General features: G+C 66.6%; 20 protein-coding genes. 15 read left to right on the top strand and 5 right to left on the bottom strand.

Annotated elements, in window-relative coordinates:
- The first annotated feature begins 78 nt into the window (after nt 1-78).
- The 4 genes from NA11_RS31530 (at nt 79) to NA11_RS31515 (ending at nt 4,333) form a co-directional block, all read left to right on the top strand.
- On the top strand, nt 79-510 hold the full coding sequence (locus NA11_RS31530) for a MarR family winged helix-turn-helix transcriptional regulator (RefSeq protein ID WP_069165683.1): 432 nt from the start codon (nt 79-81) through the stop codon (nt 508-510).
- A gap of 283 nt (nt 511-793) precedes the next feature.
- Nucleotides 794-1,903, top strand: coding sequence for an alpha/beta fold hydrolase (locus NA11_RS31525; protein WP_245746294.1), 1,110 nt, complete (start codon nt 794-796; stop codon nt 1,901-1,903).
- A 314-nt stretch (nt 1,904-2,217) separates the two neighbouring features.
- Complete coding sequence (locus tag NA11_RS31520) at nt 2,218-3,249, top strand: alpha/beta hydrolase (RefSeq protein ID WP_069165701.1); 1,032 nt, start codon at nt 2,218-2,220, stop codon at nt 3,247-3,249.
- 235 nt (nt 3,250-3,484) lie between these two features.
- Nucleotides 3,485-4,333: a class I SAM-dependent methyltransferase gene (locus NA11_RS31515; RefSeq protein ID WP_069165681.1), complete on the top strand. Its 849-nt coding sequence runs from the start codon at nt 3,485-3,487 to the stop codon at nt 4,331-4,333.
- Nucleotides 4,334-5,170: 837 nt separating this feature from the next.
- Here the strand turns inward: NA11_RS31515 and NA11_RS31505 are convergent.
- Complete coding sequence (locus tag NA11_RS31505; protein ID WP_069165679.1) at nt 5,171-5,548, bottom strand: hemophore-related protein; 378 nt, start codon at nt 5,546-5,548, stop codon at nt 5,171-5,173.
- A 550-nt stretch (nt 5,549-6,098) separates the two neighbouring features.
- Between NA11_RS31505 and NA11_RS31500 the strand changes: the two genes are divergently transcribed.
- From NA11_RS31500 to NA11_RS31485, 4 genes are all read left to right on the top strand, one after another.
- Nucleotides 6,099-6,953: an ABC transporter ATP-binding protein gene (locus NA11_RS31500; RefSeq protein WP_141717941.1), complete on the top strand. Its 855-nt coding sequence runs from the start codon at nt 6,099-6,101 to the stop codon at nt 6,951-6,953.
- Nucleotides 6,950-8,158, top strand: a complete 1,209-nt coding sequence (locus tag NA11_RS31495; RefSeq protein ID WP_069165678.1) for an ABC transporter permease — start codon at nt 6,950-6,952, stop codon at nt 8,156-8,158. Before NA11_RS31500 ends, NA11_RS31495 begins: the two co-directional genes overlap by 4 nt.
- A gap of 111 nt (nt 8,159-8,269) precedes the next feature.
- Nucleotides 8,270-9,721 (top strand): S1 family peptidase, encoded by a 1,452-nt coding sequence (locus NA11_RS31490; RefSeq protein ID WP_069165677.1) that lies wholly within the window; start codon nt 8,270-8,272, stop codon nt 9,719-9,721.
- Between the two features lie 47 nt (nt 9,722-9,768).
- On the top strand, nt 9,769-11,067 hold the full coding sequence (locus NA11_RS31485; protein WP_069165676.1) for a M18 family aminopeptidase: 1,299 nt from the start codon (nt 9,769-9,771) through the stop codon (nt 11,065-11,067).
- Here the strand turns inward: NA11_RS31485 and NA11_RS31480 are convergent.
- Nucleotides 11,016-12,320 (bottom strand): glycosyltransferase 87 family protein, encoded by a 1,305-nt coding sequence (locus NA11_RS31480; protein WP_069165675.1) that lies wholly within the window; start codon nt 12,318-12,320, stop codon nt 11,016-11,018. The genes NA11_RS31485 and NA11_RS31480 overlap by 52 nt on opposite strands.
- Nucleotides 12,321-12,593: 273 nt before the next feature.
- Between NA11_RS31480 and purL the strand changes: the two genes are divergently transcribed.
- Both purL and NA11_RS31470 read left to right on the top strand, forming a co-directional pair.
- On the top strand, nt 12,594-14,888 hold the full coding sequence (purL, locus tag NA11_RS31475) for a phosphoribosylformylglycinamidine synthase subunit PurL (RefSeq protein ID WP_069165674.1): 2,295 nt from the start codon (nt 12,594-12,596) through the stop codon (nt 14,886-14,888).
- Nucleotides 14,885-16,642 (top strand): alpha/beta hydrolase, encoded by a 1,758-nt coding sequence (locus NA11_RS31470; protein WP_069165673.1) that lies wholly within the window; start codon nt 14,885-14,887, stop codon nt 16,640-16,642. The genes purL and NA11_RS31470 overlap by 4 nt, the downstream gene beginning before the upstream one ends.
- 54 nt (nt 16,643-16,696) lie before the next feature.
- On the opposite strand, the gene NA11_RS31465 is transcribed toward NA11_RS31470, so the two are convergent.
- A complete protein-coding gene (locus NA11_RS31465; RefSeq protein ID WP_069165672.1) occupies nt 16,697-16,987 on the bottom strand; it encodes a YiaA/YiaB family inner membrane protein in 291 nt (96 codons plus the stop codon).
- Between the two features lie 230 nt (nt 16,988-17,217).
- On the opposite strand from NA11_RS31465, the gene NA11_RS31460 reads away from it, so the two are divergent.
- The 5 genes from NA11_RS31460 to NA11_RS31440 all read left to right on the top strand — a co-directional run bounded on the left by NA11_RS31460 (nt 17,218) and on the right by NA11_RS31440 (nt 23,901).
- Nucleotides 17,218-18,951 (top strand): alpha/beta hydrolase, encoded by a 1,734-nt coding sequence (locus tag NA11_RS31460; RefSeq protein ID WP_069165671.1) that lies wholly within the window; start codon nt 17,218-17,220, stop codon nt 18,949-18,951.
- The gene (locus NA11_RS31455) at nt 18,948-19,580 is read left to right on the top strand and encodes a CPBP family intramembrane glutamic endopeptidase (RefSeq protein WP_069165670.1); all 633 of its coding nucleotides are present in this window, start codon (nt 18,948-18,950) and stop codon (nt 19,578-19,580) included. Before NA11_RS31460 ends, NA11_RS31455 begins: the two co-directional genes overlap by 4 nt.
- 141 nt (nt 19,581-19,721) lie before the next feature.
- Entirely contained in the window at nt 19,722-21,188 is a 1,467-nt protein-coding gene (locus NA11_RS31450; protein WP_069165669.1) for a serine hydrolase domain-containing protein, read from the top strand.
- Nucleotides 21,189-21,388: 200 nt separating this feature from the next.
- Nucleotides 21,389-23,476, top strand: coding sequence for an ATP-binding protein (locus NA11_RS31445; RefSeq protein WP_218023410.1), 2,088 nt, complete (start codon nt 21,389-21,391; stop codon nt 23,474-23,476).
- 32 nt (nt 23,477-23,508) lie between these two features.
- Complete coding sequence (locus NA11_RS31440) at nt 23,509-23,901, top strand: sterol carrier family protein (RefSeq protein ID WP_069165667.1); 393 nt, start codon at nt 23,509-23,511, stop codon at nt 23,899-23,901.
- Here NA11_RS31440 and NA11_RS31435 read toward each other — a convergent pair.
- Both NA11_RS31435 and NA11_RS31430 read right to left on the bottom strand, forming a co-directional pair.
- A complete protein-coding gene (locus NA11_RS31435; protein WP_069165666.1) occupies nt 23,891-24,901 on the bottom strand; it encodes an acyl-CoA dehydrogenase family protein in 1,011 nt (336 codons plus the stop codon). The two genes, NA11_RS31440 and NA11_RS31435, sit on opposite strands and share 11 nt — an antisense overlap.
- A gap of 37 nt (nt 24,902-24,938) precedes the next feature.
- The gene (locus NA11_RS31430) at nt 24,939-26,207 is read right to left on the bottom strand and encodes a YhgE/Pip domain-containing protein (protein ID WP_069165665.1); all 1,269 of its coding nucleotides are present in this window, start codon (nt 26,205-26,207) and stop codon (nt 24,939-24,941) included.
- Nucleotides 26,208-26,248: the final 41 nt, after the last annotated feature.

Here is a 26,248-nt window from a genome sequence, read left to right as displayed (position 1 = left end):
CTCTGGGCTCTCGCCGAACGCTGACATTCGGTACTCTTCTTCTCGTTCGAGCGAAATTCATGGCAGGCAGGAATAACAATGACGACCATTGTAAGCGGATACTCGACGCTGCATGGTGCGCTGCGTGCCGCGGAACGCGGTTGGCTGCGTCACTTGGACGCGGCATTGTGTGCCAGGCAGCTCACGGCCGATCAGTGGTCGATGCTCTCGAATCTCTCCAGTGAGACGGGCATCACCATGAGCGAGCTGGCGGCCAGGTCGCAACTCGCGCCGTCCTCGGCGACCAGGCACGCGGACTACCTGGCCGAACGCGGCCTGATCTTCCGGCTTGCTGCGCAGGACGACCGTCGCCGGATCCTGATCGGGTTGAGCAGGCTCGGCTCCGAGCTCGTCGCCTCGGTGCGGGCCGAGGAGGCGCGGGCGGAACAGGAACTGCGGGGGCGGATCGGTGCACGGCGTTATGCCGAACTGATGCGGCTGCTCGAGTTGGTTTCCACCAATCCGGAGTAGTCACGGCAATTCGTCCTATGAATATGCTGGACGTCTGATATTTTTCTTCTCGCGCTCCGCTGAGTGAGAAGCTGTAAAGCGCTGTGCGACACACCACGGCAGGAACCGGTATCAATTCCTGACCTGCGTAGAATCGTGCCGCTCGGAACTAACATCTCGAAAACATTGCACCGTCGCGCGCGTTCGTCTCTGCCGAAACGGAAAGTGGTGTCCGATGCGATCGTTCGGTTCCTGGCGGCGCTTGGCCGTCGCTGCCGCAGTGTCGGCATCCTTCGCAATCGGGATGACCGTGGCACCGGCGAGCGCGGCCTCCGTGCCGGGAACCGTGATCGACGTGCTGCCCCAAGTCGACGGGTGGCGTGGCACCAACGGCAGCTCGGTCGTCGAGTACTGGACGACCGGCTCGGACGGCACCGCGCAACCTGTCAGCGGCGCAGTGCTCATGCCGGACGGACCCGCGCCTGCGGGCGGGTGGCCGGTGCTCGCCTTCGCGCACGGCAGCTTCGGCCTCGGCCCCGGATGCGGCGGCCAGTCCGATCCGGCGCGCGGCCCGTGGCCTGAGCGCAGGGCCATCGAGGACGGGTTCCTCCGCAGCTTTCTCGGCAAGGGCTTCGCCGTACTGGCGACCGACTACCTCGGACTCGGCCGGTTCGACACCGGGACGCATCCCTATCTCGAATTGAAGACCGAGGCCGCCGCGATCATCGACTTGGTGAAGGCGGCCAGGTCACGCATCCCCGCGTTGTCGAAGACCTGGATGGTGTTCGGCGGTTCGCAAGGCGGGCAAGCGGCGCTCGGCGCGGCCTATCTGCAGCGCACCTATGCGCCGGAGCTCGACTTCCGCGGCTCGATCGCGATCGACCCCGAATCCGAGGCGGAGAACCTCCTGCCGATGGCAGGGCCGTGGGGACCCGACCTGCCCAGCTTCATCGGCGACGCCCTCAACGTCTTCTTCACGAGCGTGCTCGCCGGCGTCCGCGTCGCACGGCCGGACGCGGACATCGACAGCTTCCTCACCCCGCGCGGGCGGGAGATCCTCGACGCCGTCGGCAGCCTCTGCCAGGACCAGATCGCCGAGGTGGTGAAGGGAGTCCGGATCAGCGAGCTGCTGGCCAAGCCGCTGCTCGACGAGCGCCTGCATGCGGTGCTCACCGAGTACATGGGCGTGCCGACGCACGACTACACCGATCCAATCCTGTTGCTGTTCAACGTCACCGACATCGCGGTGCCCGCGCCGCTGCACGCGGCCCTCGTCGGCAGGCTCACCGCGAGTCGGGTCGAGTTCAAGACGGTCGTCGGCACCGGCCAGCACCTCCAGATCAACCATGAGATGCGGGTGGCCATCGATACCTTTCTGGCGCGCGTCCGTTCCGCCGCCGCCGGGGCGAATTAGCTTTTCGGATCGAGAGCGGTTAAGGTGCTCCGCGCACCGCTGAACTGTTGTACGGCAACCGATTGGCGGCGCGAATTCTCGGCCCGAATGCGCGACTTTCCGGTGAATGTCAAATCAGCGAAACCTCCAGAAGCAGAAGGGTTCCCGTTGTGCGTAGTCAGTGCCATATAAGTGCGTGTCGTTGCGTCGATAGACAACCACTATGCTCGAAGCTGGACGCTATGAAATCGACCTTCCCAAGCGTAGTGAAACCTGTGTTCTCGCGCAGTACTGTCGCGGTCGGCACCGCGGTAGCTGGGCTGCTTGTCGGTGTTATGACTGGATTCGGCACTGTTTCAGTTTCTGCTGAGCCGCTCACGCCCGTGCATATCGCCACCAATGCGGTATCCGCGGACGGCTCGCGAATCGAAAGTGTCGAACAGATCGATGACCGTAATGTCCGGCTGCAGGTGCATTCCGCAGCGATGGACAAGACTTTCCCGGTCGAGGTGCAACTCCCCGCGAATGCCTCGAAGCCGCGTCCTGCCCTTTATCTGCTGAATGGCGCCGACGGCGGTGAGGGCCTCGCCTCGTGGCAGGTGCAGACCGACATTCGTCAGTTCATGGCGGACAAGGACGTCAACCTGGTCATGCCGATCGGCGGGCCGTTCAGTTACTACGCCGACTGGATCAACGACGATCCGGTACTCGGCCGCAACAAATGGAAGACCTACCTCACCGAGGAACTGCCGCCGCTGATCGACTCGGCATTCAACACCAACGGCACCAACGGCATCGCGGGCATCTCCACCGCGGGGACCACCGTGCTGACGATGCCGATCGCCAAGCCCGGCCTCTACAAGGCCGTCGCTGCCTACAGCGGTTGCGCCCAGACCAGCGACAACCTCGGCACCGCCTTTGTCAGGGCAGTGGTCGGCATGGGCGGTGGCAACACCGACAACATGTGGGGCCCGACGGGCTCGCCCGAATGGGCGGCCAATGACGCGCTGGTGCACGCCGACAAGTTGCGTGGGCTGGAAATGTACTTCTCGTCGGGCGACGGTAGCCCCGGCAAGTACGACACGATCAACGGTCGCAACGAGCAACTCGGCGGAAACCGGACTCAGGTCGACAACGACGACAATCAGATCGGGCCGGAAGCCCTTGCCGGACAAATGGCCGTCGGCGGCCTGATCGAGGCGGCCACCAACTACTGCACGCGCAATATGCAGCAGAAGCTGGAGTCGCTGGGTATCCCCGCGACCTTCCACTTCACCTCGGGTACGCACTCCTGGGGTTACTGGCAGGACGAGTTCAAGCGGTCGTGGCCGGTGCTCGCACGCGGTATGGGATTGTCGGAGAAGTAGTTCGAACGCAAGAAAGCTGGGAAGCCGGAATTTCCGGTGCGTGGCCGATAGCTAGCACAGGTATAGCGGTCGGCCACGCACCAACTCCAGGTGCGGCGTGCGTATTTCGACGCACGCCGATTTCCTGTACGTGTAATGCGACTCGGCACCGGCAACATTTGTACCCCGTGCTGCCTGCGCTGACACGCCGAGCTGATCGGCATACCTGAGCTGTGCGCCCGTATATCCTGCCTGCATGGTATCTACAGAGCCCTTGATTACCGATGTTTCCGACACCGCGCGATGGGCAGCTGCATATCGGGCGATCGAATCTTCCCGAAAAGACGCACTATTCTGTGATCCATTTGCCGACCGAATGGCTGGCCCGAGCGGCTACGAGATCATCAACGCCGCTCCGCGCAAAATGCGAACCGGATTGGGTGTCGTCGTTCGAACCAAGATCATCGATGACCTGATCCAGGACGCGCTCGCGCACGGGTGCCGGAAGGTGCTGAACCTGGCGGCGGGCCTCGATACGCGGCCCTACCGGCTCGATCTGTCGCCGGAGCTGGTCTGGGTCGAGGCCGACCTGCCTCGGCTGCTTGCCGAGAAGGAGCGGCTGCTGGCCGATGAGGTGCCGACCTGCCGCCTGCAGCGGCACACGGTCGACCTCTCCGACGCCGAGGCGATGCGGTCGTTCCTGGCCGCGGAGGTCACCAGCCCGGCGAACACGTTGGTCATCACCGAAGGACTCGTCCAGTATCTGGACGACGATCAGGTCGGCGAGTTGTCCAGCGCGCTGCGCGAGGCGAACGTCAACTGGTGGATCGTCGACGTCATGAACGCGACGATGCAGAACGCCATGGAGAAGAGCTGCGGCACCCTCTTCGCGAACGCGCCGTTCCGGTTCGTGTCCGATGATCCGATCGCGCATTTCGAAGAACGTGGTTGGACCGCAACGGATGTGGAGTCGGTGTACATGACCGCGCGCAAGGCCAACCGCCTGCCGTGGCATCTGAAAGCTCTTGCTCCGCTGCTCGAGCCGGACCCGCGCAACACCGGTGGGCGGCCGTGGGGCGGCGTGCTGCGCCTGTCTCCCTCGTAACGTAACGACACCACACGCGGCGGCCTGCCGGTCGGAAACGATCGGCGCGGCCGCCGTTTTCTATTTACCGGAAATCTCGTCGTTGCGACGTGCTCGACCTACGGTAAAACAGCGGCGACCCAAGCCGCACTTACTCCGGGTATACGAAAAGCGGGCTCGAGCGCCTGCAGACGCTCGAACCCGCTTTTTCGTTAAAAGGCTTTGGTTACAGCAAGCCGAGCGCGGTGACAGCCAAAGCGACAACGGCAGCCAGGCCGGCGCCAAGGGGCAGAGTCACAGACAGCAGCACGATTTACTCCTTTGGTAGGTCGATCAGTGTGGGTGTAGCAACAGAACCTGAATCGGATTCGAACCAGATTCTAGTAATCAGAAATCGGGGCCAAGCGTCCCTCCTGCCGACGCTTGACCCCGAGTCCCGGAGGCTGTTACAGCAGGCCGAGAGCGGCCACAACCAGGCCGAGGGTAGCAGCGACACCGAGACCGAGGGGGAGAGTCACAGACAGAAGCACGAGTTACTCCTTTTCGTCAGTTGAGTGTGGTCTAGCAAGAGAGATCATGCCAAGTGTCGCGTTGTTGACGTTGAACTGTCGCGGCGTGTCGGAAATTTCGCGCCGACTTACTTTCTGGTCATCTGCTCAATTGCCCTGAATGTCGGCGCCATTGCCGCCTTCGTGGGTCGGAGCGATGGAAAGACGCCGCCCCCAATGCTGATTTGACTTTTTCGCATCGGGTGGATATGGCTATTGCGACCGTCTATCTCTGCGGTACTCGGCATCTCGAAAAGCTGGGCATAGCAACGATTGTGCCTACTCGCGGCACCATCAGTGTCTGCGCAGGTCAGAAGGTGTGGCAGGTCGCTGCGGCCTGGCGCATAACTGGACCGGCCTCGGGATTGAAGCCGGTCATCGTGCCGACCTGCTCCCGGTTGTCGGACAGCGTCTTGTACATTGCCGCGCGCTGTTCGGCGGGCTGCGAGATCATCATTTGCAGTGCGCCCTTCTGGATCGGCGCTGCATCGAGCCGTGCCGCTGCCTCCGGTGCCACGTCGTGAATTGCGGCATCGATCTGACTGAATGAGCATGTCGTCGTCAGCAGCGGCGCCATGTCGTCGATCAGGCTGGCGGAAGCGGCACCCGATCCGAACAGTGCGGCGGCCGTTGAGAATCCGCCGATCGCCAGTGCGGCGATGGTGTACCTGGTTTTGCGCATCGTCATGTAGCACCCTTCATGTAGTTCGTTCGACTATGTGGGTCAGCGACCCGGCGTGATGGTACTCAACAAAGCACTTGCGGTATGGGAAGACAGCCCACATATCTGTAGCCGGGTTGTCGCGAAAGCCGTTGCGTCGTGACCGAATGCGGCCGGTTCGTCGAATCCGCAGCGGTCGTCGTCACCGTGACGATTAGAATGGTTCTCCGGAGTACGGCTGGTTCTCGGATTGCGAACGACCAGGCCGATATTTAGGCGGAAGGTTGTGCGGTATAAACGTATTCGACCGCGCAATCTTGCAAACGCCATAAGGTGACGAGCGGTGATTCACATTCGGCGATGGCCGAGCATTTCGGTGTGTTGAACGGGCGGAATACGTTGTTTCTGGCATGGTGTCGCCGTGCCCCGCAGCGGCGCTCGCCGGTGGAGTTCACGGCGACGGCGTGCCCGCGTGGACGCGAAGACGATCGTGCGACGAACGGAAGGTAGCGAAGTTCGCGTGTTGGAGATTGCAGGTTTGAGCAAGCGGTATGGAGACTTTGTCGCGTTGTCCGACATGACATTCGATGTGCGCCCCGGTGAGCTCTTCGGGTTCGTCGGCTCCAACGGGGCGGGCAAGACCACAACGATGCGCCTCATCATGGGCGTGATGGCCGCCGATGCCGGAGAGGTCAGGTGGGAAGGCAAGCCCGTGGATCTGGCCGCGCGGCGGCGCATCGGCTACATGCCGGAGGAGCGCGGGCTGTACCCGAGGATGAAGGTCGGCGCGCAACTGCAGTACTTCGCTCGGCTGCATGGTCTTTCGCAGTTCGAGGCATCGTCGGCCGCGGAGCTGTGGATGATGCGGCTCGGCATCGAAAAGCGGGCCGAGGACGATGTTTTGAAACTCAGCCTCGGCAATCAGCAACGGGTGCAACTGGCGACGGCGCTCGTGCACAATCCCGACATCCTGGTGCTGGACGAGCCGTTCTCCGGGCTGGATCCCGTTGCGGTGGACGTGATGAGCGCGGTGCTGCGCGAACGCAGCGTGGAACGCGGTAGCCCCGTGCTGTTCTCGTCGCATCAGCTCGATCTGGTCGAACGGATCTGCGACCGCGTCGGCATCGTCCGCAACGGCACCATGGTGGCCTGCGGGACCGTGGACGAACTGCGCAGTCGTGGCCCGGCGCGGGTCGTGATCGATGCACCCGGCCTCGACGACGACCTGATCACCCGCATGCCCGGCGTCTCTGTGGACGGCCGCGAGGCGTCCCGCTGGATCCTTCGCCTCGATGACCACGCCGAAGACGACTACATCCTCGCGACCGCGATGGCCGCCGGGCCGGTGCGCGAATTCGGCCGAGTAGTGCCCACTTTGACCGATTTGTTCCGGGACGCGACGGCGGACCCGAAGGTGGAGGCGGCGGCATGAGCAGTGATCACGTTTCGTCGGTGCAGGCGATCCAGATCGTCGCAACGCGGGAGATCAACACCAGGGTCAGGTCGAAAGCCTTTGCCGCGATCACGGCGGTGCTGGTACTCGCCGTTGTCGGCACGGTGCTGGTGTTCCACTTCCTCGGCCAAGGCAACGCCGCGGAGCCGGAAAAGGTTGGGATGACGGCGGATACGGCGCAGTTCCAGCCGTTGCTCGCCGCCGCGGGCCAGGCGTCTGGGCAGCCGATCGAGACCGTGGTGATCGACCGCGATGCCGGTGAGCAGCAGGTGCGCGCAGGCGATCTGGCGGCGTTGCTCGTCGGAACGTCGAACGGGCAGCTGCAGGTGGTGGTGAAATCGTCGCTGCCGGACGGGCTTCGGACCGCGTTCGGCCTGGTCGTGCGGCAGGCCGCGTTGCATCAGGAAATCAGTTGGCTCGGTGGGGATCCGGCGACGGTCGAGCAGGCGATCGCCGAGGCGAAGGTCGCCGTGCAGCCGCTGGAATCGGGCGAGGAGCATCAGGGCGCGCGAGTCGGCGTTTCGGCGGTGGTCGGCATTCTCACCTACGTGATGCTGCTGATCAGCATTCAGCTGACCGGACAGGGCGTGGTGGAGGAGAAGGCCAATCGCATTGTGGAGCTGTTGCTTGCGACGATCCGGCCGTGGGAACTGTTGGCGGGCAAGGTGCTCGGCATCGGGATCGTGACCATCATCCAGGTCGCGGTGCTCGCGGCGGTCGGTCTCGGTACCGCCTTCGCCACTGGCGTGCTTGATCTTTCGGCGACGGTGATCGGCGGTGTTGTCGGCTGGGCGGTGCTCTGGTACCTGCTCGGCTACTTCCTGTATGCCCTGGTGATCGCGGCGGCCGCGTCGCTGGTGTCGCGGCAGGAGGATCTCGCGGCGGTGGCGGTTCCGGTGTCGGTGTTGGTGATCGCGGCGTATCTGGTCGGGCAGACGATGGTTCCGGCGGATCCGCACGGCACGTCGCTGACGGTGCTGTCGATGATTCCGCTGTTCTCTCCGGTGCTGATGCCGATGCGGGCGGCCTACGAGGTGCCCGGCTGGCAGATGCTGTGCGCGTTCGGTCTGATGGTGCTGACCATCGCACTGGTCGCGCGGCTCGCCGGCCGGATCTACGGCAATGCCGTGCTGCTCACCGGCGGCCGGGTGTCGTTGCGCACCGCGCTGGCCGCCCCCGCATAACAGCCACCGGTTCCGCCGACACGCGACGGGACCGTTTGGTCCGTTTTGTGACTGGTGTGACTATAGCATCAGCGGCTGTCCCACTGTCGTGTTCGTCAGGAGGCAGCTCGAATGAAGTTCGGTACCCGTGCGCGCCGTGCGGCGCTGGGTTGCTGTGTCGCACTAGCCGTGGCCGGATCGGTCGGGTACCCCGCTGCGGCGGTCCCGGAACCCGATTCGGCCGCGCTGCCACAGGGGCTGATCGACGCCGTGAAACGGGACCTCGGCATCGACCCGGCCGAGTACCTGCAACGGGTCGACATCACGCATCGACTTGCCGAGTTCGCCAAGACCGCCCGGCTCGCGCACCCGGCCGCCTTCGCCGGAATCCGGATGGACGGCGGCCGTCCGGTCGTCTCGCTCACCGATGGGGTGAGCGCGGAGAACGCACGGGCGGCCGCGCAAGCGGCGGGATTCGCCGTGGAGTCGGTGGCCGACAGCGAGGCCACCCTGCGGAACCGCCGCAGCACCTTCGAGCGCTGGCTGGTCGGGCAGTCCACCACCACCGTCCAATCGATTGCCGGGTACGGCATCGACGTAGCCGCCAACAGTCTCGCGGTGCGCCTGGCCAAGGACGTGCAGTTCCCGGCCGAGGTGGGACCGGTCCGGTCGGTGAATGCGCTGCCGCTGGAAGCCAGGCCGGACAACACGCCACTCACGGCGCAGGCCATCGCGGGCGAGGACCTCACCGGCAGCGACATCGTCGGCGGCCAGTCCTACGCCATCGTGGTCGGCAGCGAAACCCATCGCTGCTCCTACGGTTTCAACGGCACCGATGCCGACGGCAACGCGGTGAACATCACCGCGGGACATTGCGATCCGAACAACCTCGTCGATGAGGCCGACCGGACGAAGGAACCCCAGCGGGTTTTCGCCACCTTCGCCGCGCAGGACGGCATGAAGCTGCCGCAGGGCGAGAAGGTCAAGCACGGCGCCGAACTCGGTCATTTCGACAGTTCCAGCTTCGCCCCGCACGACTACGGGATCCTGCGCATCAACAAGGAGTCCGCGAAGCGGTTCCAGAACAACCTGGTCTCGGCGGGCAAGCTCTCGCCTGCCACCCCGTCGGTCGCCACCGGAAGCAGCAACGAGGAGTTGGAGGCGGGCAGCAGCGGCAGGCCGCGCTCGCCGGTCAGCGTCGGGACCGACGGGCGACAGGTGGTGCGCATCGATGGCACGACCGAACCGATCGCGGGCAGCGCCATCTGCAAGTCCGGATTCCGGTCCGGGTACTCCTGCGGCATTGTGATCGCCGCCAACCAGACCGCCATGCTGCGCGGCATCCCCGGCCACGACGCCGAAGTCATCCGGGTGGAGGACATGTTCTACACCACCCTGTGCGGTCATCAGGGCGACAGCGGCGGGCCGATCATGGCGGGCACCAAGGCGGTCGGGATCAACAGCGCCATCATCACGCACATCACGCCGCTGGACGGCAGCTGTGGTCACCTCCCCGTGCTGCTCGGCCAGCCGATCAGCACTGTGCTGCGGGACAATCCGGGCCTCACCCTCCGCACCAAGTGACCACGCGCCGACGGGTCACCGGACCCGTCGGTGCCTAGGATTCAGGGATGCCCGTCTCCGCTACCGCCGCCACCGCCGCCGGACTCTGCGCCTTCATCGATGCGTCGCCCTCGCCGTTCCACGTCTGCCAGACGGTGGCACGCGAGCTGGCGGCACACGGATTCACCGAGCTCGCCGAGGGGCAGCAGTGGCCGTCGGACGGCCCGAGCAAACACTATGTGGTGCGCGGCGGCTCGCTGATCGCCTGGGCGACGGCGGATGCGACGGGACCGACCCCGTTCCGGGTGGTCGGCGCGCACACCGACAGCCCGAACCTGCGCGTCAAGCAGCATCCCGACCTGGCATCGGCCGGGTGGCAGCTGGTCGGTCTCGAGCCATACGGCGGCGCCTGGCTCAACTCTTGGCTGGACCGGGAGCTCGGCATCTCCGGCCGGTTGAGCGTGCGCGACGGAGACACGGTGGGCGAGCGGCTTGTTCGCATCGACGAGCCGATCCTGCGGGTGCCGCAGCTGGCCATCCACCTGTCCGACGACCGCAAGGGCGTCACGCTGGATCCGCAGCGGCACGTCAACGCGGTGTGGGGGGTCGGCCGCGAACCGCGCTCGTTCCTGGGGTTCGTCGCCGAGTACGCCGAGGTCGATCCAGCAGCCGTGCTCGGCTGGGAACTGATGACCCATGATCTGACGCCGAGCGGGATCGTCGGGCGCGACCGCGATCTGGTCAGCGCGCCGCGACTGGACAACCAGGGCACCTGCTACGCGGGCCTGCAGGCCTTCCTCGCCGCGATCGACGAGCCAGGTGCGGCCATTCCGGTGCTCGCCATGTTCGATCACGAGGAGGTCGGCAGCCAGTCCGATCGCGGCGCCCAATCCGATCTGTTGTCGACGGTGCTGGAGCGGATCGTGCTCGCACGCGGTGGCGGCCGCGCCGAATTCCTTGCCGCGCTGTCCGGTTCGGTCTGTGCGTCCGGCGATATGGCGCATGCGACGCACCCCAACTACGCGGACCGGCACGAGCCTGCGCATCGCATCGCGGTGAACGCGGGACCGGTGCTCAAGGTCAACCAGAACCTGCGTTACGCCACCGACGCGGCGGGGGCAGGCGCGTTCGCGCTGGCCTGCGCGCAGGCCGGAGTTCCGTTGCAGCGCTACGTGCATCGCGCCGATCTGCCTTGTGGATCGACCATCGGCCCGATGACCGCGGCAGGCACCGGGATGACGACCGTCGACGTGGGCGCGGCCCAGCTGGCCATGCACTCGGCGCGCGAAATGATGGGCGCCGCAGACGTTCCTGCCTACGCGGCGGCGCTGGCCGCCTTCCTCACCCCTACGGTCGCCGGGCGATAGGTCGCGACAGCGACGACGAACACCGCGAGGGTCGCGAGCACATAGCTGCTGCCGATGAGCTGCTGCCACCACGCCCAGTCGAGCTCTTTGTCCCCGGCGTGCGGCAGCAGCCACTGCGGCCCGATGATGAACATCACCGTCATCACACCGACCGCCCAGAGCAGTCGCGGGTTACGTCTGCCGCGCACGATCGCGTCCGCCGTCACCACAAGCGCGGGTGCGATCCACACCCAGTGGTGCGACCAGGAGATCGGCGAAACCAGCAGCACCGCCGCGGCATTCACCATCAGCGCGGCCACCGTCGCGCCTGCGCCGATCAGCCGATGCATCCACACCGCCGCGAGCGCGACGGCCACCAGGGACAGCGCGATCCACAGCAGGGTGGCCAGCGAGTCGTCGAGGCCGAGGCGGAACACCATGCCCTTGATCGACTGGTTGCCCGCGAAATAGGGCGGGCCGATCCGCCCGGTGTCGGCGAGCGTGTGGAACCAGTATTCGGCCGAATCCTTGGGAAACAGCAGGAATCCGAGGCCGATCGCGGCGATCGCGGACACGATCAGCGTGCCCGCTGCCTTCCAATCCCGGCGCAGCAGAAAGTACAGCAGATATCCGCCGGGAATCAGCTTCACCGACACTGCGATGCCGATCAGCATGCCGCGCGGCCAGAACGGCTTGCGCACCAGGCAATCCAGGGTGATCGCGGCCATCAGCACCAGGTTGATCTGGCCGAAGCCGAAGGTCTGGCGCAGCGGCTCGAAAGTCTGCAGCACCGCGATCGCGCCGATGACAATGGTCAGGGTGCTGACTCGGGACAGCTCGGGCCGGATCCTGGCCAGCACCAGCCACAGGGTGACGCCGAGGCTCACCAGCGAGGTCACCAGCACCAGCACCTCGGCGACGGCCAGCGGTATCAGCGCGAGCGGCGCGAAGAACAAAGCGGCCAGCGGGGGATAGGTGAACGGCAGCCCGATCCCGGCGACCGGCGGCATCGGTCCGTACAGCTCACCGTCGTCGAGCCAGACGCGGGCGCCGTTGCGGTACACCTGGAGATCGATGTAGCCCGACCACCAGTGGGCGAGTAGCGAGACGACCGCAGACACCGCGAACAGGCCGATCGCGACGAGCAGCCAGCGCAGCTGTTCGCGCGTCATCGGAACGCGCGGCGGCGCGGCAGGCTCGGAGGTCGCGGCGGGCCGCTCGTCCTTCGAGACAACCGGCTCAGCGGAATCCGCAATCCCCGATCGTTCGTTCACGGGCCCAGGGTATCTGTGACCGGTGGTGTGACCGCCGTCGGCGCGCGTGCTCACCCGCGCGGCTTGTGACCTGAGGCACAGGAATCCGGCGAACCGGGCGTGAGTCCGATGCGGCCCGGTGACCGTCAACGGTCACGGCTAAACTTCCAGGCGAATCCCCAGCTTCGCGCTCCCGGCCCGAGAGGACCCTGACACGATCGGGTCGAGCGTGGAGGCGGCGGCGCAGCGTAACCACGTAGCGCTCCCGATCATGTCGAAAGGACACTGCACCCCGTGACTCCGCAGGTCGACACCGTCAGCGCAGCCGCAGCATCTCCTGACGTGCCGCAACCCTATAAAGAGCTGGGTCTGAAGGACGACGAGTACGCGCGCATCAAGGAAATCCTCGGCCGCCGCCCGACCGACGCCGAACTGGCGATGTACTCGGTGATGTGGAGCGAGCACTGCTCCTACAAGTCGTCGAAGGTGCACCTGCGCTACTTCGGGCAGACCACCACCGAGGAGATGCGGGCCTCGATGCTCGCAGGCATCGGCGAGAACGCGGGCGTCGTCGACGTCGGCGACGGCTGGGCGGTCACCTTCAAGGTCGAGAGCCACAACCACCCGTCCTATGTGGAGCCCTACCAGGGTGCGGCCACTGGCGTCGGCGGCATCGTGCGCGACATCATGGCGATGGGCGCGAGGCCGATCGCGGTGATGGACCAGCTGCGCTTCGGCGCGGCGGACGCGGCGGATACCCGGCGCGTGGTGGACGGCGTTGTGCGCGGTGTCGGCGGGTACGGCAACTCGCTCGGCCTGCCGAATATCGGTGGCGAGACCGTGTTCGACGCGTCCTACCAGGGCAACCCGTTGGTGAACGCGCTGTGTGCCGGTGTGATGCGGGTGGAGGATCTGCATCTCGCCTTCGCCTCCGGCACCGGCAACAAGATCATCCTGTTCGGCGCGCGCACCGGCCTCGACGGCATCGGCGGCGTCTCCGTGCTCGCCTCGGACACCTTCTCCGGCGACGAGTCGGGCACCGGGCGCAAGAAGCTGCCGAGCGTGCAGGTCGGCGACCCGTTCACCGAGAAGGTGCTCATCGAGTGCTGTCTCGAGCTGTACGCGGCCAAGCTGGTGGTCGGCATCCAGGACCTCGGCGGTGCCGGGCTGTCCTGCGCCACTTCGGAACTGGCGGCCGCGGGCGACGGCGGCATGCACATCGCGCTCGACCGGGTTCCGCTGCGCGCCGAGGGCATGACCCCGGCCGAGGTGCTCTCCAGCGAATCGCAGGAGCGCATGTGCGCGGTCGTCACCCCGGAGAACGTGGACGCGTTCATGGCGGTCTGCCGCAAGTGGGATGTGATCGCCACCGACATCGGTGAGGTCACCGACGGCGACCGGCTGGTCATCACCTGGCACGGCGAGACCGTCGTCGACGTGCCGCCGCGCACCGTCGCGCACGAGGGCCCGGTGTACGAGCGCCCGGTGCGGCGTCCGGACGAGCAGGACGCGCTGATCGCCGCCAGCACAGCCGCGTTGACCCGCCCGAAGACCGGCGACGAACTGCGCGCGACCCTGCTGCAGATGCTGGCGAGCCCGCAGCTGTGCAGCCGCAGGTGGATCACCGAGCAGTACGACCGCTACGTGCGCGGCAACACCGTGCTCGCCGAGCACGCCGACGCGGGCGTCATCCGGATCGACGAGCAGACCGGCCGCGGCATCGCGCTGGCCACCGACGCGTCCGGCCGCTACACCAAGCTGGATCCGTACACCGGCGCGCAACTGGCGCTGGCCGAGGCCTACCGCAATGTCGCCACCACCGGCGCCACCCCGAAGGCCGTCACCAACTGCCTGAACTTCGGTTCCCCCGAGGATCCCGGCGTGATGTGGCAGTTCCAGCAGGCCGTCCGCGGCCTCGCGGACGGCTGTGTCGCCCTTGGCATCCCGGTCACCGGCGGCAACGTGAGCTTCTACAACCAGACCGGGCAGACCGCCATCCTGCCGACCCCGGTGGTCGGCGTGCTCGGCGTCATCGACGACGTGCACCGGCGCATCCCGACCGGCCTCGGCCTCGAGCCGGGCGAGACGCTGATCCTGCTCGGCGACACCGCCGACGAGTTCGACGGCTCCATCTGGTCCCAGGTCGTGCACGAGCACCTCGGCGGCGTACCGCCGAAGGTCGACTTCGCGCGCGAGCAGCTGCTCGCCGAGGTGCTCACCGCAGGATCGCGCGACGGCATGATCAGTGCCGCACACGACCTTTCGGAGGGCGGGCTGATCCAGGCCGTTGTCGAGGCCGCGCTGGCCGGCGAAACCGGGTGTCGCGTGCTGCTTCCCGAGGGCGTCGATCCGTTCGTCGCGTTGTTCTCCGAGTCGGCGGGTCGCGTGCTCGTCGCGGTGCCGCGCTCGGAGGAGACCCGGTTCACCAAGATGTGCACCGCGCGCGAACTGCCGTGGACGCGCATCGGCGTGGTCGACCAGGGTGCGGATTCCATTGAGGTGCAAGGGCAGTTCTCCGTCCCCATGGACGAGCTGCGTGCCGCACACGAGGGCACGCTGCCGAAGTTGTTCGGGGCAAGTGTGGCGTGACGGGCACTGAGGCGCAGCAGGTCTCAGTCCGCGAGGGCGCCGGCCGGGTGGTCGGCGCCGTCGAGCGTTTCTTTCGCCCGAACTATGTCGGGGTGGTCGTCGCGACGCTGTTCTTCGCGTTGTCGCTGACTCCCTCGCTGCTGCCGCGGGATTGGTTGTTCGAGGGCCTCATCGGCGGCGTCAACGCCGCGATCGGCTATGGCGTCGGCTGCCTGTTCGAGTGGTTGTTCCGCAAGTGGATTCGGCCGCGGATACCGGTTCCCGCCGGTGCCGCAAAGGTATTCGCCGAGCTGCCACGCTGGCTGCCCGGCGCGGGCAAGGTCGCCGTGCTGATCGGCTGCGTGGTCACGGTGCTCGTCATGCTGGTGCAGTCGGCGCGGTGGCAGCGCGAGATCACCGCGTTGATGGGGATGGACGACATCACCACCTCCGGCTTCCTGCGCACCGGTGCGCTCAGTGTCGCCGTGATCGCCTTGGTGGTCGGCGTGTTTCGCGGCGTCCGATGGCTGGTCCGGTGGGTCGCAGGGGAACTCACCGAGTGGGTGCACATCCCGCGTCGATTCGCCTTGCCGATCGGCTTCCTCGTCGTCGCCGTCGTCGCCGTAACCCTGTTCAACGGTGTCCTGGCCAAAGGCTTTTTCGCCGTGGCGAACTCGGCGTTCAGCGTGCGCAACAGCCACACCTCGCCCAATGCCGCCCAGCCGCAACTGCCGGAACGCTCAGGCAGCCCTGCCTCGCTGGCCAAGTGGGAGACGCTCGGTTCGGAAGGCCGCTGGTTCGTCTCCTACGTGCCGAGCGCCGCCGACATCGAAAGAGTCACCGGCAAACCCGCGCGCGAGCCGATCCGGGTGTACACCGGGCTGGAATCGGCGGACAGCCCGGAAGCCCAGGCTGAGCTCGCCGTCGCGGAACTGGAGCGCACCGGCGCCTTCGAGCGCAAGGCGTTGGTCGTGGTGACGACGACCGGCACCGGCTGGGTCGATTCCACCAGCGCCGAATCCGTCGAGATGATGTACGGCGGCGACACCGCGATCGTCGCCACCCAGTATTCGTATCTGCCCAGCGTGCTTTCGTTCCTTTCGGACAAGGCGAAGGCGACCCGGATGGGGAAGCTGGTGTTCGACAAGGTGTACGAGCACTGGTCGGCGCGCCCCGCCGAGGCCCGCCCGAAGCTGCTCGTCTACGGCGAGAGCCTCGGCTCGCAGGGCTCCGAGGGTGCGTTCACCGGGCTGGCCGATCTGCGGGCGAAATCCGACGGGGTGCTGTGGGTCGGGCCGCCCAACTCGAATCGGCTGTGGGGCGAGTTCACCGCCCGCCGCGATCCCGGCTCCCCCGAGGTGCTGCCGACCTACGCCGACGGGCTGGTTGTTCGTTTCGCCGACAGCCGCGGCGACCTGTGGCAGCCGGGCAGTACCTGGCTCACCCCGCGCATCGCGTATCTGCAGCACGCGTCCGACCCGGTGGTCTGGTGGTCGCCGGATCTGCTTTTCAGCGAACCGGATTGGCTGCGGGAGCGGCGCGGCGCCGATGTGTCGCCGACCATGGCGTGGTATCCGATCGTCACGTTCTGGCAGGTCGCCGCGGATCTGCCGAACGCGCAGGGCGTCAACGACGGGCACGGGCATCGGTACGGCACGCTGGTGCTCGATGCATGGGCCGCGCTCGCCGAGCCACCGGAGTGGTCCGCCGATCTCTCGGATCGAATCCGAAACTACTTGGCGGAGTCGGCGATTCGTGAACGCTCACTCAAGTGAATGCCGAACTGAGCGGGCCGGGACCCCTCGTGCACCAGGCCCGCCCAGTCGGCGTCAGGCGACGGTGTTGAACGGATCGTGCTCGGCGAGCAGCTTTTCCATCCGTGCCTGATCGATGCGACCGTGTACGGTCGCGGCCTCGTGCTGGTCACGCACCACCTTCGCCAGGGTGAAGGTGCTGGTTACCAGGAAGAGCAGGGACATCGCGAGAAAGCCGCGCTGCCAGATGTCCAGTGGCAGATAGCAGAGGCCGATGCCGGTCCCGATGAAGCTGGCGCCGAACGCGATCGCCGACTGCGCCATGAAGGCCGACGTGGTCTTCGACTGGCCGTTGGTTGTGCTCATGGCATAAATTCTGCTGACATCCGTTCGCGGGCAACCGCGTACAACTACTCGAGCGCCGTGGGTAGTTGCCGACGCCGCCGATGCGGGTTTCGGCCCGGGTCGCCGCGCGGGTCGGTGACCGCGAACACGCATGGCGCAGGGCGCTGGAAAACGACCACAACCGCCATACTGTTCGGGTGATGATCACCGACCCGCCGCCAGCGCCCGAACCACGCGCGCGCTGAGCTCTCGTGTTCGACACCGCATCCACCCTGACGAAGCTGCGTGCGCGCGGCGTCGTCCTCGTGCGGCGCGTGGAAGACATCATCGATCTGAACTATGTCGGCCTGGTTGTCGCGACCGTGTTCTTCGCGCTGTCGGTGACGCCGTCGCTGCTGCCGCGTGACTGGCTGTTCCAAGGACTGATCAGCGGGATCAACGCCGCGCTCGGCTACGGGGTCGGCTGTGTGCTCGAATGGCTGTTCCGGCTGTGGGTGCGGCCGCGGCTGAAGATCGCGCCGCCGCCGACCTGGGTGCGCTACTCGGTGAAGTCCGCGATCCTGCTCACCGCCGCGGTGAGTGCGGCGTTGATGCTGGTGCAGTCGGCGCGCTGGCAGCGCGAGATCACCGCGCTGATGGGCATGGCAGGCACCACCACCCCGGCGTACCTGCGCACCGGGCTGCTGAGCATGGCGGTCGGCGCGGCAGTGGTCGCCTCGTATCGGACGGTGCGCGAGATCATTCTGTTCCTGGCCAGGCTGCTCAACCGCTGGGTGCGGGTGCCGAGGGAGCTGGCGCCCGCCGCCGGACTGCTCGTGCTCATCGTGCTGACCGTGACGGTCTTCAACGGTGTGGCCTCGCGGGCCTTCTTCGCTGTCGCCAACTCGGCGTTCAGCGTGCGCAACGATCACACATCGATGAACGCGGTCCAGCCGGTGCAGCCGGAGCGGTCCGGCAGTCCCGCGTCGCTGGCGAAGTGGGAGACGCTCGGTTACGAAGGGCGGTGGTTCGTTTCGCACGGGCCAACCGCGAGCAAGATCGGCGAGGTGACCGGCAAGCCTGCCAAGGAGCCGATCCGCGCGTACGTCGGCCTGGAATCGACTGAAGGGGAACAGGACCCGGCCGAACTCGCGGCGGCCGAGCTCGAGCGCACCGGAGCCTTCGATCGGAAGGTGCTTGTGGTGATGACCACCACCGGCACCGGCTGGGTGAATGCGATGGCCGCCGGGGCGATCGAGTACATGTACGGGGGCGACAGCGCGATCGTCGCCTCGCAGTACTCGTATCTGCCGAGCGTGCTGTCGTTCCTGGCGGACCGCGGCAAGGCGACGACCGCGGGGCGCAACCTGTTCGACGCGGTGTATCGGCACTGGAGCGTGCGGCCGCGGGATCAGCGGCCGAAGCTGCTGGTGTACGGGGAGAGCCTCGGCTCGCAGGGTTCCGAGGCGGCCTTCGACGGGCTCGCCGACCTGCGCACCAAGATAGACGGCGCGCTGTGGGTCGGCCCGCCGAACTCGAATCGACTATGGGAGCAGTTCGTTTCGCGTCGCGACCCCGGCTCGCGGGAGGTCGCGCCGGTCTATGCCGACGGCCTGGTGGTGCGATTCGCTTCGGACAGTGCCGATCTCGCGCGTCCCTCCACCGAGTGGCGGCCGCCGCGGATCGCCTACCTGCAGCACGCGTCGGATCCGATCGTCTGGTGGTCGACCGATCTCATCTTCTCGCAACCGGATTGGCTGTCCGAGCCGCGCGGCGCCGACGTGTCCTCGCAGATGCGCTGGTGGCCGTTCGTCACCTTCTGGCAGGTCGCCGCCGATCTCACCAATGCCCAAGCGGTCACCGACGGGCACGGACACCGCTACGGCAGTCTGGTGCTCGACGGCTGGGCCGCCATCGCCGCGCCGCCGGACTGGACGGCGGGCATGTCCGACCGGATCCGTGCCGAGGTCGAGACGGCCGAGGATTTCGAACGGACGATCAAGTGAGCCGAGTTCCGCAAGTCGTTGCCGCCATTGGTATCCCGCTGGTATGGAGCAATTGGGCGCTGCCCGCGCTCGGCCTCGGTGTCCGCGGCAGAACCGTCGTCAATGCGGGATTCGCGACGGTCTACGGCTTCACCTTCCGAGCTACGCCGAATTGGTTCTCCGCAAAGGGATTTCGCTACGGCATCGGGTCCGCCACGATCGTTGTCGCCGGATATGCCGCGGCCTTGGCGATCCCCTCCGTTCGTAACAGCCTGCAGGACTACACCGACCGCGGTCCTGACGTCGCTACCGCCGAGTGGGTCGCGGTCCATATCCCGGTCGGCACCGTGTACAGCGAAGAGTTGATCTTCCGCGCCACCATGGAACCCTTGCTGGACAACGCCTTCGGCCCCCGCGCGGGCGCCCTGCTCGGTGCCGTCACCTTCGGCCTCTGGCACATCACCCCGGCCCGCTCGGTAGGGGACAGTGTTCCGGTGGCGGTCGCCGCCACCACCGCGGGCGGCTTCGCGCTCGGCTGGCTCCGCCGCCGCACCGCGAGCGCCACCGCCCCGGCCCTGCTCCACCTGGCCATCAATGCGGGCGGGGCCATCGCGCCCCGGCTGGCCCGCCGCATTTCCACCTCGCGGTAGCTCCGCAGCGCGCTAAAGCCATCTCTTCCAGGCAAAACAGTAGTTTCAATCGCGCATTTGCGCACGCTGTTCCCATATGAGTACAGTGTTCGCATAACGAGAACGGCGTACGCGCCAACGGATCTGCAGCGGGAGAACGAGATGTCGAACAACGTGAACTGGGACGCCAACGGCGAGTGGAAGGCGCAGGGGGAGTGGGGCAGTGCTACGCCGGGCCGGACGTTCTCCGTCGCCAAGTGGCAGCAGCGGCTCGATGAGCTCCGTGCGACCTACCACGTGCCGGGGGCGGCGCTGGCGATCCTGGTCGACGGTCAGGTGTACGAAATCGCCAGTGGCGTACTGCATCGCGGCACCGGGGTCGCGGTCACCACCGATTCGGTGTTCCTGTGCGGCTCGATCGCCAAGGTCTACACCGCGACGATGGTCATGCGGCTCGTCGACCAGGGCAAGATCGACCTCGACGGCGCCGTTGTGGACATGCTGCCCGAGTTCGCCACGCCGGATCCGGAAGCCACCGCGCAGATCACCGTCCGGCAGCTGCTCAGCCACACCGGCGGCGTGACCAACGACTTCAACTACGACGGCGGCCGCGGTGACGACTGCCTCGCCGAATTCGTCAAGGCGGCAAGGGAAGTCGCGCTGGACTGCAAGCCGGGAACGGGCACGTCGTACGGCGGTCTCGGCTTCGTGGTACTCGGCCGCCTCATCGAGGTGGTGACCGGCACGACGTGGGACCAGGCCGTGCAGGACCTGCTCGCCACCCCGCTCGGTCTCGACCAGCTCGTGACGCTGCCGGAACAGGCGCTGCGGTTCCGGGTCGCGATGAGCCACCTCGGCGATCCCGGCCAGTATCCGGACCCGGCGCCGGCCTGGGACATCATGCCGCGCGCGGTCGCGCCAGCGGCCAGGGTCATCAGCACCGCGGGCGACATGGTTCGCTTCGCCAAGATGCACCTCGATGGCGGCCGCGCCGCCGACGGCACCGCGGTGCTGTCCGCGGAAACCGTTGCGGCGATGCAGCATCAGGAGATCGAGGTGCCCGACAAGTGGACCGTCAGCGGCGACGGCTGGGGTCTCGGCTGGACCTTGTACAACTGGGACGGCATCAAGGGCTTCGGCCACGACGGGGCCGCCATCGGGCAGTACGCCTACTTGCGCGCCATTCCCGAGGCCGGAGTGGCGGTCGCGCTGCTCACCAATGGTGGTGGTGCCCGCCAGCTTTACGCGGCGCTGTTCCGCGAACTGCTCGCCGAGCTGGCAGGCGTGCGCATGCCGGAGGCTTTCGCCCCTGCCGATCCGCCCATCGAGGTCGACATCGCCCCGTTCGTCGGCACCTACCGTCGCGCGGGCGTCGTCATCACCGTCAGCAAGCGCGACGACGGCTCCGCCCACATGCTCTACGAATTCGTCGACGAGATGAAAGACATGTCCCCGCCGCTCAGCATGGACCTGACTCCGATGTCCGACACCGTCTTCGCCGCCTCCGGCGCGGGCCCGTCCTTCAGTGAGGACTACATGCCCGTGGTCTTCACCACCCTCACCGACGGCACCCAAGCCTGCTATGTCGGCATGCGAACCACGCCGAAGCAGCCGGTGGCCGCCCACTGATTGCCTGCGAAACGACAGGGCCGAGCGACAACTCGGTCCTCTCGGCGTTTCTGCGCGACTCGCGCAGCGAACGTCGTTCTCGCCTGCCGTTACCCAACGGTTGCTGAAACCGAGACCGCAGCGTAGTAGAACGTACTGTCCGTTATGAATTGGTCTTGAATTGTTCAGGCCACGGCCAACCGGGCGGACGAGGATGGGGTGTGCCGACAAGATCGGCAAGCAACACCTTCGGGCGGATTGGGGGCCCGGCAATGCACGACACCAGCGACGGCACCGCGCACAAGTACACGATGCGCATCAGCCGACTGACCATCGACAAGCTCGGCATTCGACTGTATGACCGGGTTTCCGCGGTACTCGCCGAGCTCATCGCGAATTCCTATGACGCAGACGCCACCCGCGTCGAAGTGTCGTTGCCGTGGGGCGTGACCCTCGCAGGCACCGTGCACGCGGCAGGGCGCGAACCGTACGAAATCCTGGTGCGGGACAACGGACACGGCATGACCTCGGACGAGGTGAACGCACACTATCTGATGGTCGGCTCCGACCGCAGGATCCGCACCGGTTCCGACCTGTCCCGCGGTCTGGACCGGCCGGTCATGGGCCGCAAGGGAATCGGCAAACTCGCGCCGTTCGGCATCTGCCGGACCATCGAGGTGATCTCGGTCGGCGGCACCGACGCGGAGCGCGCCGCCGACGGCTGGCCGGTCGCCAACATCATCATGAATCTCGACGACATGCTCTCCGATACTGAGCGCGACTACTACCCCCGTCTCGGCGACCTGGACGGCACCTTCAGCACCGAACGTGGCACGACGGTGATTCTGCGGGACTTCTTCCGCAAGCGGGTGAATACCGGACCCGAGCTGAGCAGGCAGCTGGCGGCCAGGTTCGGGCTGGAGCGCACCGATTGGCAAGTGGTGGTGCGCAACACCATGGCCGCGGCCGAGTCGGAGATGTTCATGCTGAGCGATCTGCCGATCGACCTGATGGACGAGACCAAGATCGATGTCGGGAAAAGCCCGGTGCGCGTTGGTAATCGGTTCCTCCCGGTGACCGGGTGGGCCGCCTATTCCAAGATTCCGTATCGCGACGAGGCGATGGCGGGTGTGCGCATCTACGCGCGCGGCAAGTTGGTCGCCCAGACCAGGGACTTCGGCATCTCGTCGGGTTTCACCGGCGAATACAAGCTGCGGTCGTATCTGGTCGGCGCCATCCATGTGAACTGGCTCGACGACGAGGAAGACCTCGTGCGGTCCGACCGTCAGGACATCATGTGGAATTCCGAACGGGGCGAAGCGCTTTCGGCGTGGGGTCGCAATCTCGTCCGTGAGCTCGGCAGGCTCGGCGAGAGTTCGGTGAAGCGGCGCGTGTGGGAGGAGTTCGTCGAGAAGTCGGGCATTCTGGCCACCCTGCAGGCGGTGGCGCCGAACGACCGGCTGTTCCGCAAGTCGGTGATGGACGCCGCGCGAATCCTGGTGAACAACAAGGACAGAGCGGCGCTAGAAGACCGGGTTCATATTGAAAGCATTGTGCGCCTTGCCCTTTCGCTGGGACCGCAACGCAGTCTGCTGGAGACCTTGAAGGAGGTCGCCGAGGACACCGAGAACCGGCTCGACGTGGTGGTTGCGCTGTTCGAGGCGGCCAGGGTCGCCGAGATCTATTCGCTCGGCCAGATCGCTTCGGAACGGGTGGCCGTGGTGAATCGGCTGCAGTCGCTGATCGATGACCGCCGCTCGCTCGAACGTCCCTTCCAGGAGCTGATCGAACGCGCACCATGGTTGCTCGCGCCCGAATGGACGCCGCTCGGCATGAACGAATCGCTGAAACGGGTCCGGGTGAGCTTCGAACGGTGGTACGCACAGAAATTCGGCGTCAACCTGCTCACCACCGCCATCGGGAGCGAACGCCGCGAGCCCGATTTCGTGCTGCTGCACGATGCGGGCGAGCTGTGGATCGTCGAGATCAAGCGGATGGACTACCACCTCACCGACGAGGAATACAACCGCGCGATCAACTACCTCTACGCGCTCGACCGCTTCCTCAACGAAAACCTGCGCATCGGCGAACAATTCCCGCGCCGCAGGCTCACCTTCATCGTCGACCACATCGACAAACTCGGCCCGGCCTCGCTGTCCTCCCTGGTCAGCGACGGCCGCATCGATCGGCGCACCTGGCGCGAACTCCTCGACAGCACCCTGCGCGCACACCGCGACTTCCTGGAGCGTGTCTACGCCATGCGCCTCGGCGAACCCCTTGCGGACACCGGCCGGGCCGTCGGCGAATAACCCTGTCCGACCACCCCGGTAACCTCGCCGAGGTGGCACGACAATCGGTGAGTGCGGCCGAACTCCGATCGGCGGTCGACGCGGTCAGCGCGTGGTTGGGCGACGAGTCGCTGCCGGCTCCCGGCCGCACCGAGCTCGCGGCAGCGGTCCGCGCCACCGCCCGCGCCCTGGCCGCCTCGGCTCCGGGGCACTCGGTGGAGGTACGGGTGCCGCCGTTCGTCGCGGTCCAATGCATCGAGGGCCCGCGCCACACCCGAGGCACCCCGCCCAATGTGGTGGAGACCGACCCGCGCACCTGGCTGCTGCTGGCCACCGGGCTCCTCGACTTCGCCGGCGCGTTGGACTCCGGCGCGCTCACCGCCTCCGGCAGTCGCGCCGCCGAAGTAGCCCACTGGCTCCCCATCGCCCGCCCGGTCACGGACTGACGGCAGGGCCTGCCAGCCGGTCGAGTAGGGCGCTCTTGATTGTCGGACGTGAGCCGAACACGAGCGTGAACGCGGCCTCGCGCAGCGACCGTTCGGCGAGGGTGCCGCGGGTGATCGCGGCGCTGCCGGTGGCGGTGACCAGTGCGGAGGCGGCGCGCATCGCCAGCTCGGCGGCGCGGGCCCGCGCGAGGTAGACATCGGACTGTCCGAGCAGTGCGGCGTCCAATTCCTTACGGATCGCGGCGGATTCGTCGGCGAGCGCGGCGGGGTCGACACCCAATCTGCCCAGTTCGGCGATGCAGCGGCGCACGATGCCGAGCGCAAGCGAGCCGTTGCGCCATGCCGCGATGATGTAGGACGCGTGGAACGACTTCATCGAAACCCGGTTGTCCACCTCCGCGTCGGCGACCCGCACTCCGTCGAAGGTCGCGGTGACGGTCCGGCTCGCGTCGGCGGCAGTCAGCGGTATCGGCCGAACCCGGAGCGCCGCGCTCTCCTCCGCGGGCACGATCACGCTGATCAGCGACCCGTCGTCGTCGGCATCCCGTGCCATCACGCCGACGATGTCGACCAGACCCCATCCGGTGATGAACGGCGCTGTGCCCTCGAGCACGTAGCCGCCGTCGGTCCGCCGGGCGATCAGCGCGGGCTGATCAGCGGCGCCCGCGTACGAGACGCCCGACCGCACCCGCCCAGTGCGCAGATCCTCGGTGAACCGCTCGCGCAGTTCATGATTCGGCGAAGTGGCGACCCGCCTGGCGACACCGTGGTGCTGTGCCCAGACGAAGGAGGTGGCCAGGCAGCCTGCGATGAGAATCTCGCCGACCTCGGTGAAGGCGGCCAGATCGATGTCGTCGCCCATCGCGGCGCCGTAGAAACCGGCCTCGGCGAGCTGATCGAAATGCTCCCTGGGTATGTCACCGCTGCTGTCGACGGCGCTCGCCTGCGGTGCGAGCACCTCCTCGGCCAATCGTTGCGCGCTCTCGATCCACGAAGTCACCAGACCATCATCGCGGTCACTGCCGGTTGTGCACTGATCAGGCTGCGACTCGGTTGGTCCGGTGCAGTCCTTTGTAGTCGTAGAAGCGGGAGACGACGGCGCCGACAACCAGGCCGATCGCCACGCCGACGACCGCCATCCAGACGCCGCGAGCCAGGCCCGCCTCGAAGCTGGCGTCGAAATAGAGGATGGCGCGGATGCCGAGGAAGACCTGGTGCATCGGCTCGAAGGAGGCAAGCCAGCCGAAGTATTTCGGGGTGGCCTCGATCGGCACGGTGCCGCCGGAGGAGGGCAAGCCGAGGACGATGAAGAGGATCAGATTGACCAGCAGGCCCGCCGAGCCGATCGCGGCCAGCGTGGACAGACAGGTGATGCCGACGGCGATGATGGCGAGCGCGCTGTAGAGGAAGAGCGCGAGCGGATGGTCGATCGGCATGTCGAGCAGCGTGGCAACGCTGAGATAGACCGCGGAGACGATGTTCGCGGTCACCACCATGACGCCCCATTTGATCAGCAAGGTGCTGAACCGGGAGATCGGCGTCGGCGGGTAGTGCACGTACCACGGCCCGTACTCGGTGGGCACGAAGCCGAGCTGGGCATCGATCATGGTGTGGATGACCATCGCGCCGACCACACCGGCCAGCAGCAGCAACAGCGCGTAGAAGAAGGCGCTGAGTCCTTGCCCGGTGCCGTCGGGCAGCGGGTGATACTGCTGCACCACCACATTCACCGGATCGGCGAGCGTGACCCTGGTCGCGCCGGACAGCTCGGGCGCGGGCGGCCCGCCCGGCTGCGGCTTCAGCTGCTCGGCCACCTGATCGGTGAGCTGCTTGCCGACCTGCTTGTTCACCTCGGTGAGCGCCTGATCGCCGACCCGAAGCACGATCTGGGTGCCGAACGCGCCGGTGCGCGGATTGGTCTGCAAGGTGATGATCGGGCGTTCCATCTCGCCGGGAATCACGCTGCCGACGCCGAGGATGCCGAGCCGCTTGCTGAAATCGCTGGGGATGACGATCGCGCCGTACACCGCGCCGGACTGCAGCTGCCGCTCGGCCTCGCTGATGCTGATCACCCGCAGATCGACTTTGTCCGCAGGCACGCCCTTTTCGAGCGCCTCGGTGATCTGGTTACCGAAGTTCACCTGCCGCTGCTGACCGCCGGTGGCAATGACATCGCCCACATCTTGGTTCACCAGCGCGATCGGAAAGTCGTGCAGATTCTTCTCCGGATCGACGACGTAATCCAGATACATGATGCCGAGCAGCGCGGTGAGCAGCGTCAGCACCGCGATGGGAAACAGCAGCATACGAGCCCATGGCCTGCGCTGTGGCGCCGTTCCCTCCGTGT

This window comes from Nocardia altamirensis NBRC 108246 (genome assembly GCF_001612685.1).
Classification (GTDB): Bacteria; Actinomycetota; Actinomycetes; order Mycobacteriales; family Mycobacteriaceae; genus Nocardia; species Nocardia altamirensis.
The sequence above is the reverse complement of the archived record's forward strand: the minus strand, read 5'-3'. Positions and strand labels throughout refer to the sequence as shown.

Excerpts from the sequence above, each read along its gene's own strand:
- NA11_RS31530 (WP_069165683.1), top strand. The coding sequence starts at position 79 with ATGACGACCATTGTAAGCGGATACTCGACGCTGCATGGTGCGCTGCGT.
- NA11_RS31525 (WP_245746294.1), top strand. The coding sequence starts at position 794 with ATGACCGTGGCACCGGCGAGCGCGGCCTCCGTGCCGGGAACCGTGATC.
- NA11_RS31520 (WP_069165701.1), top strand. The coding sequence starts at position 2,218 with ATGACTGGATTCGGCACTGTTTCAGTTTCTGCTGAGCCGCTCACGCCC.
- NA11_RS31515 (WP_069165681.1), top strand. The coding sequence starts at position 3,485 with ATGGTATCTACAGAGCCCTTGATTACCGATGTTTCCGACACCGCGCGA.
- NA11_RS31505 (WP_069165679.1), bottom strand. The coding sequence starts at position 5,548 with ATGACGATGCGCAAAACCAGGTACACCATCGCCGCACTGGCGATCGGC.
- NA11_RS31500 (WP_141717941.1), top strand. The coding sequence starts at position 6,099 with ATGACATTCGATGTGCGCCCCGGTGAGCTCTTCGGGTTCGTCGGCTCC.
- NA11_RS31495 (WP_069165678.1), top strand. The coding sequence starts at position 6,950 with ATGAGCAGTGATCACGTTTCGTCGGTGCAGGCGATCCAGATCGTCGCA.
- NA11_RS31490 (WP_069165677.1), top strand. The coding sequence starts at position 8,270 with ATGAAGTTCGGTACCCGTGCGCGCCGTGCGGCGCTGGGTTGCTGTGTC.
- NA11_RS31485 (WP_069165676.1), top strand. The coding sequence starts at position 9,769 with ATGCCCGTCTCCGCTACCGCCGCCACCGCCGCCGGACTCTGCGCCTTC.
- NA11_RS31465 (WP_069165672.1), bottom strand. The coding sequence starts at position 16,987 with ATGAGCACAACCAACGGCCAGTCGAAGACCACGTCGGCCTTCATGGCG.
- NA11_RS31450 (WP_069165669.1), top strand. The coding sequence starts at position 19,722 with ATGTCGAACAACGTGAACTGGGACGCCAACGGCGAGTGGAAGGCGCAG.
- NA11_RS31430 (WP_069165665.1), bottom strand. The coding sequence starts at position 26,207 with ATGCTGCTGTTTCCCATCGCGGTGCTGACGCTGCTCACCGCGCTGCTC.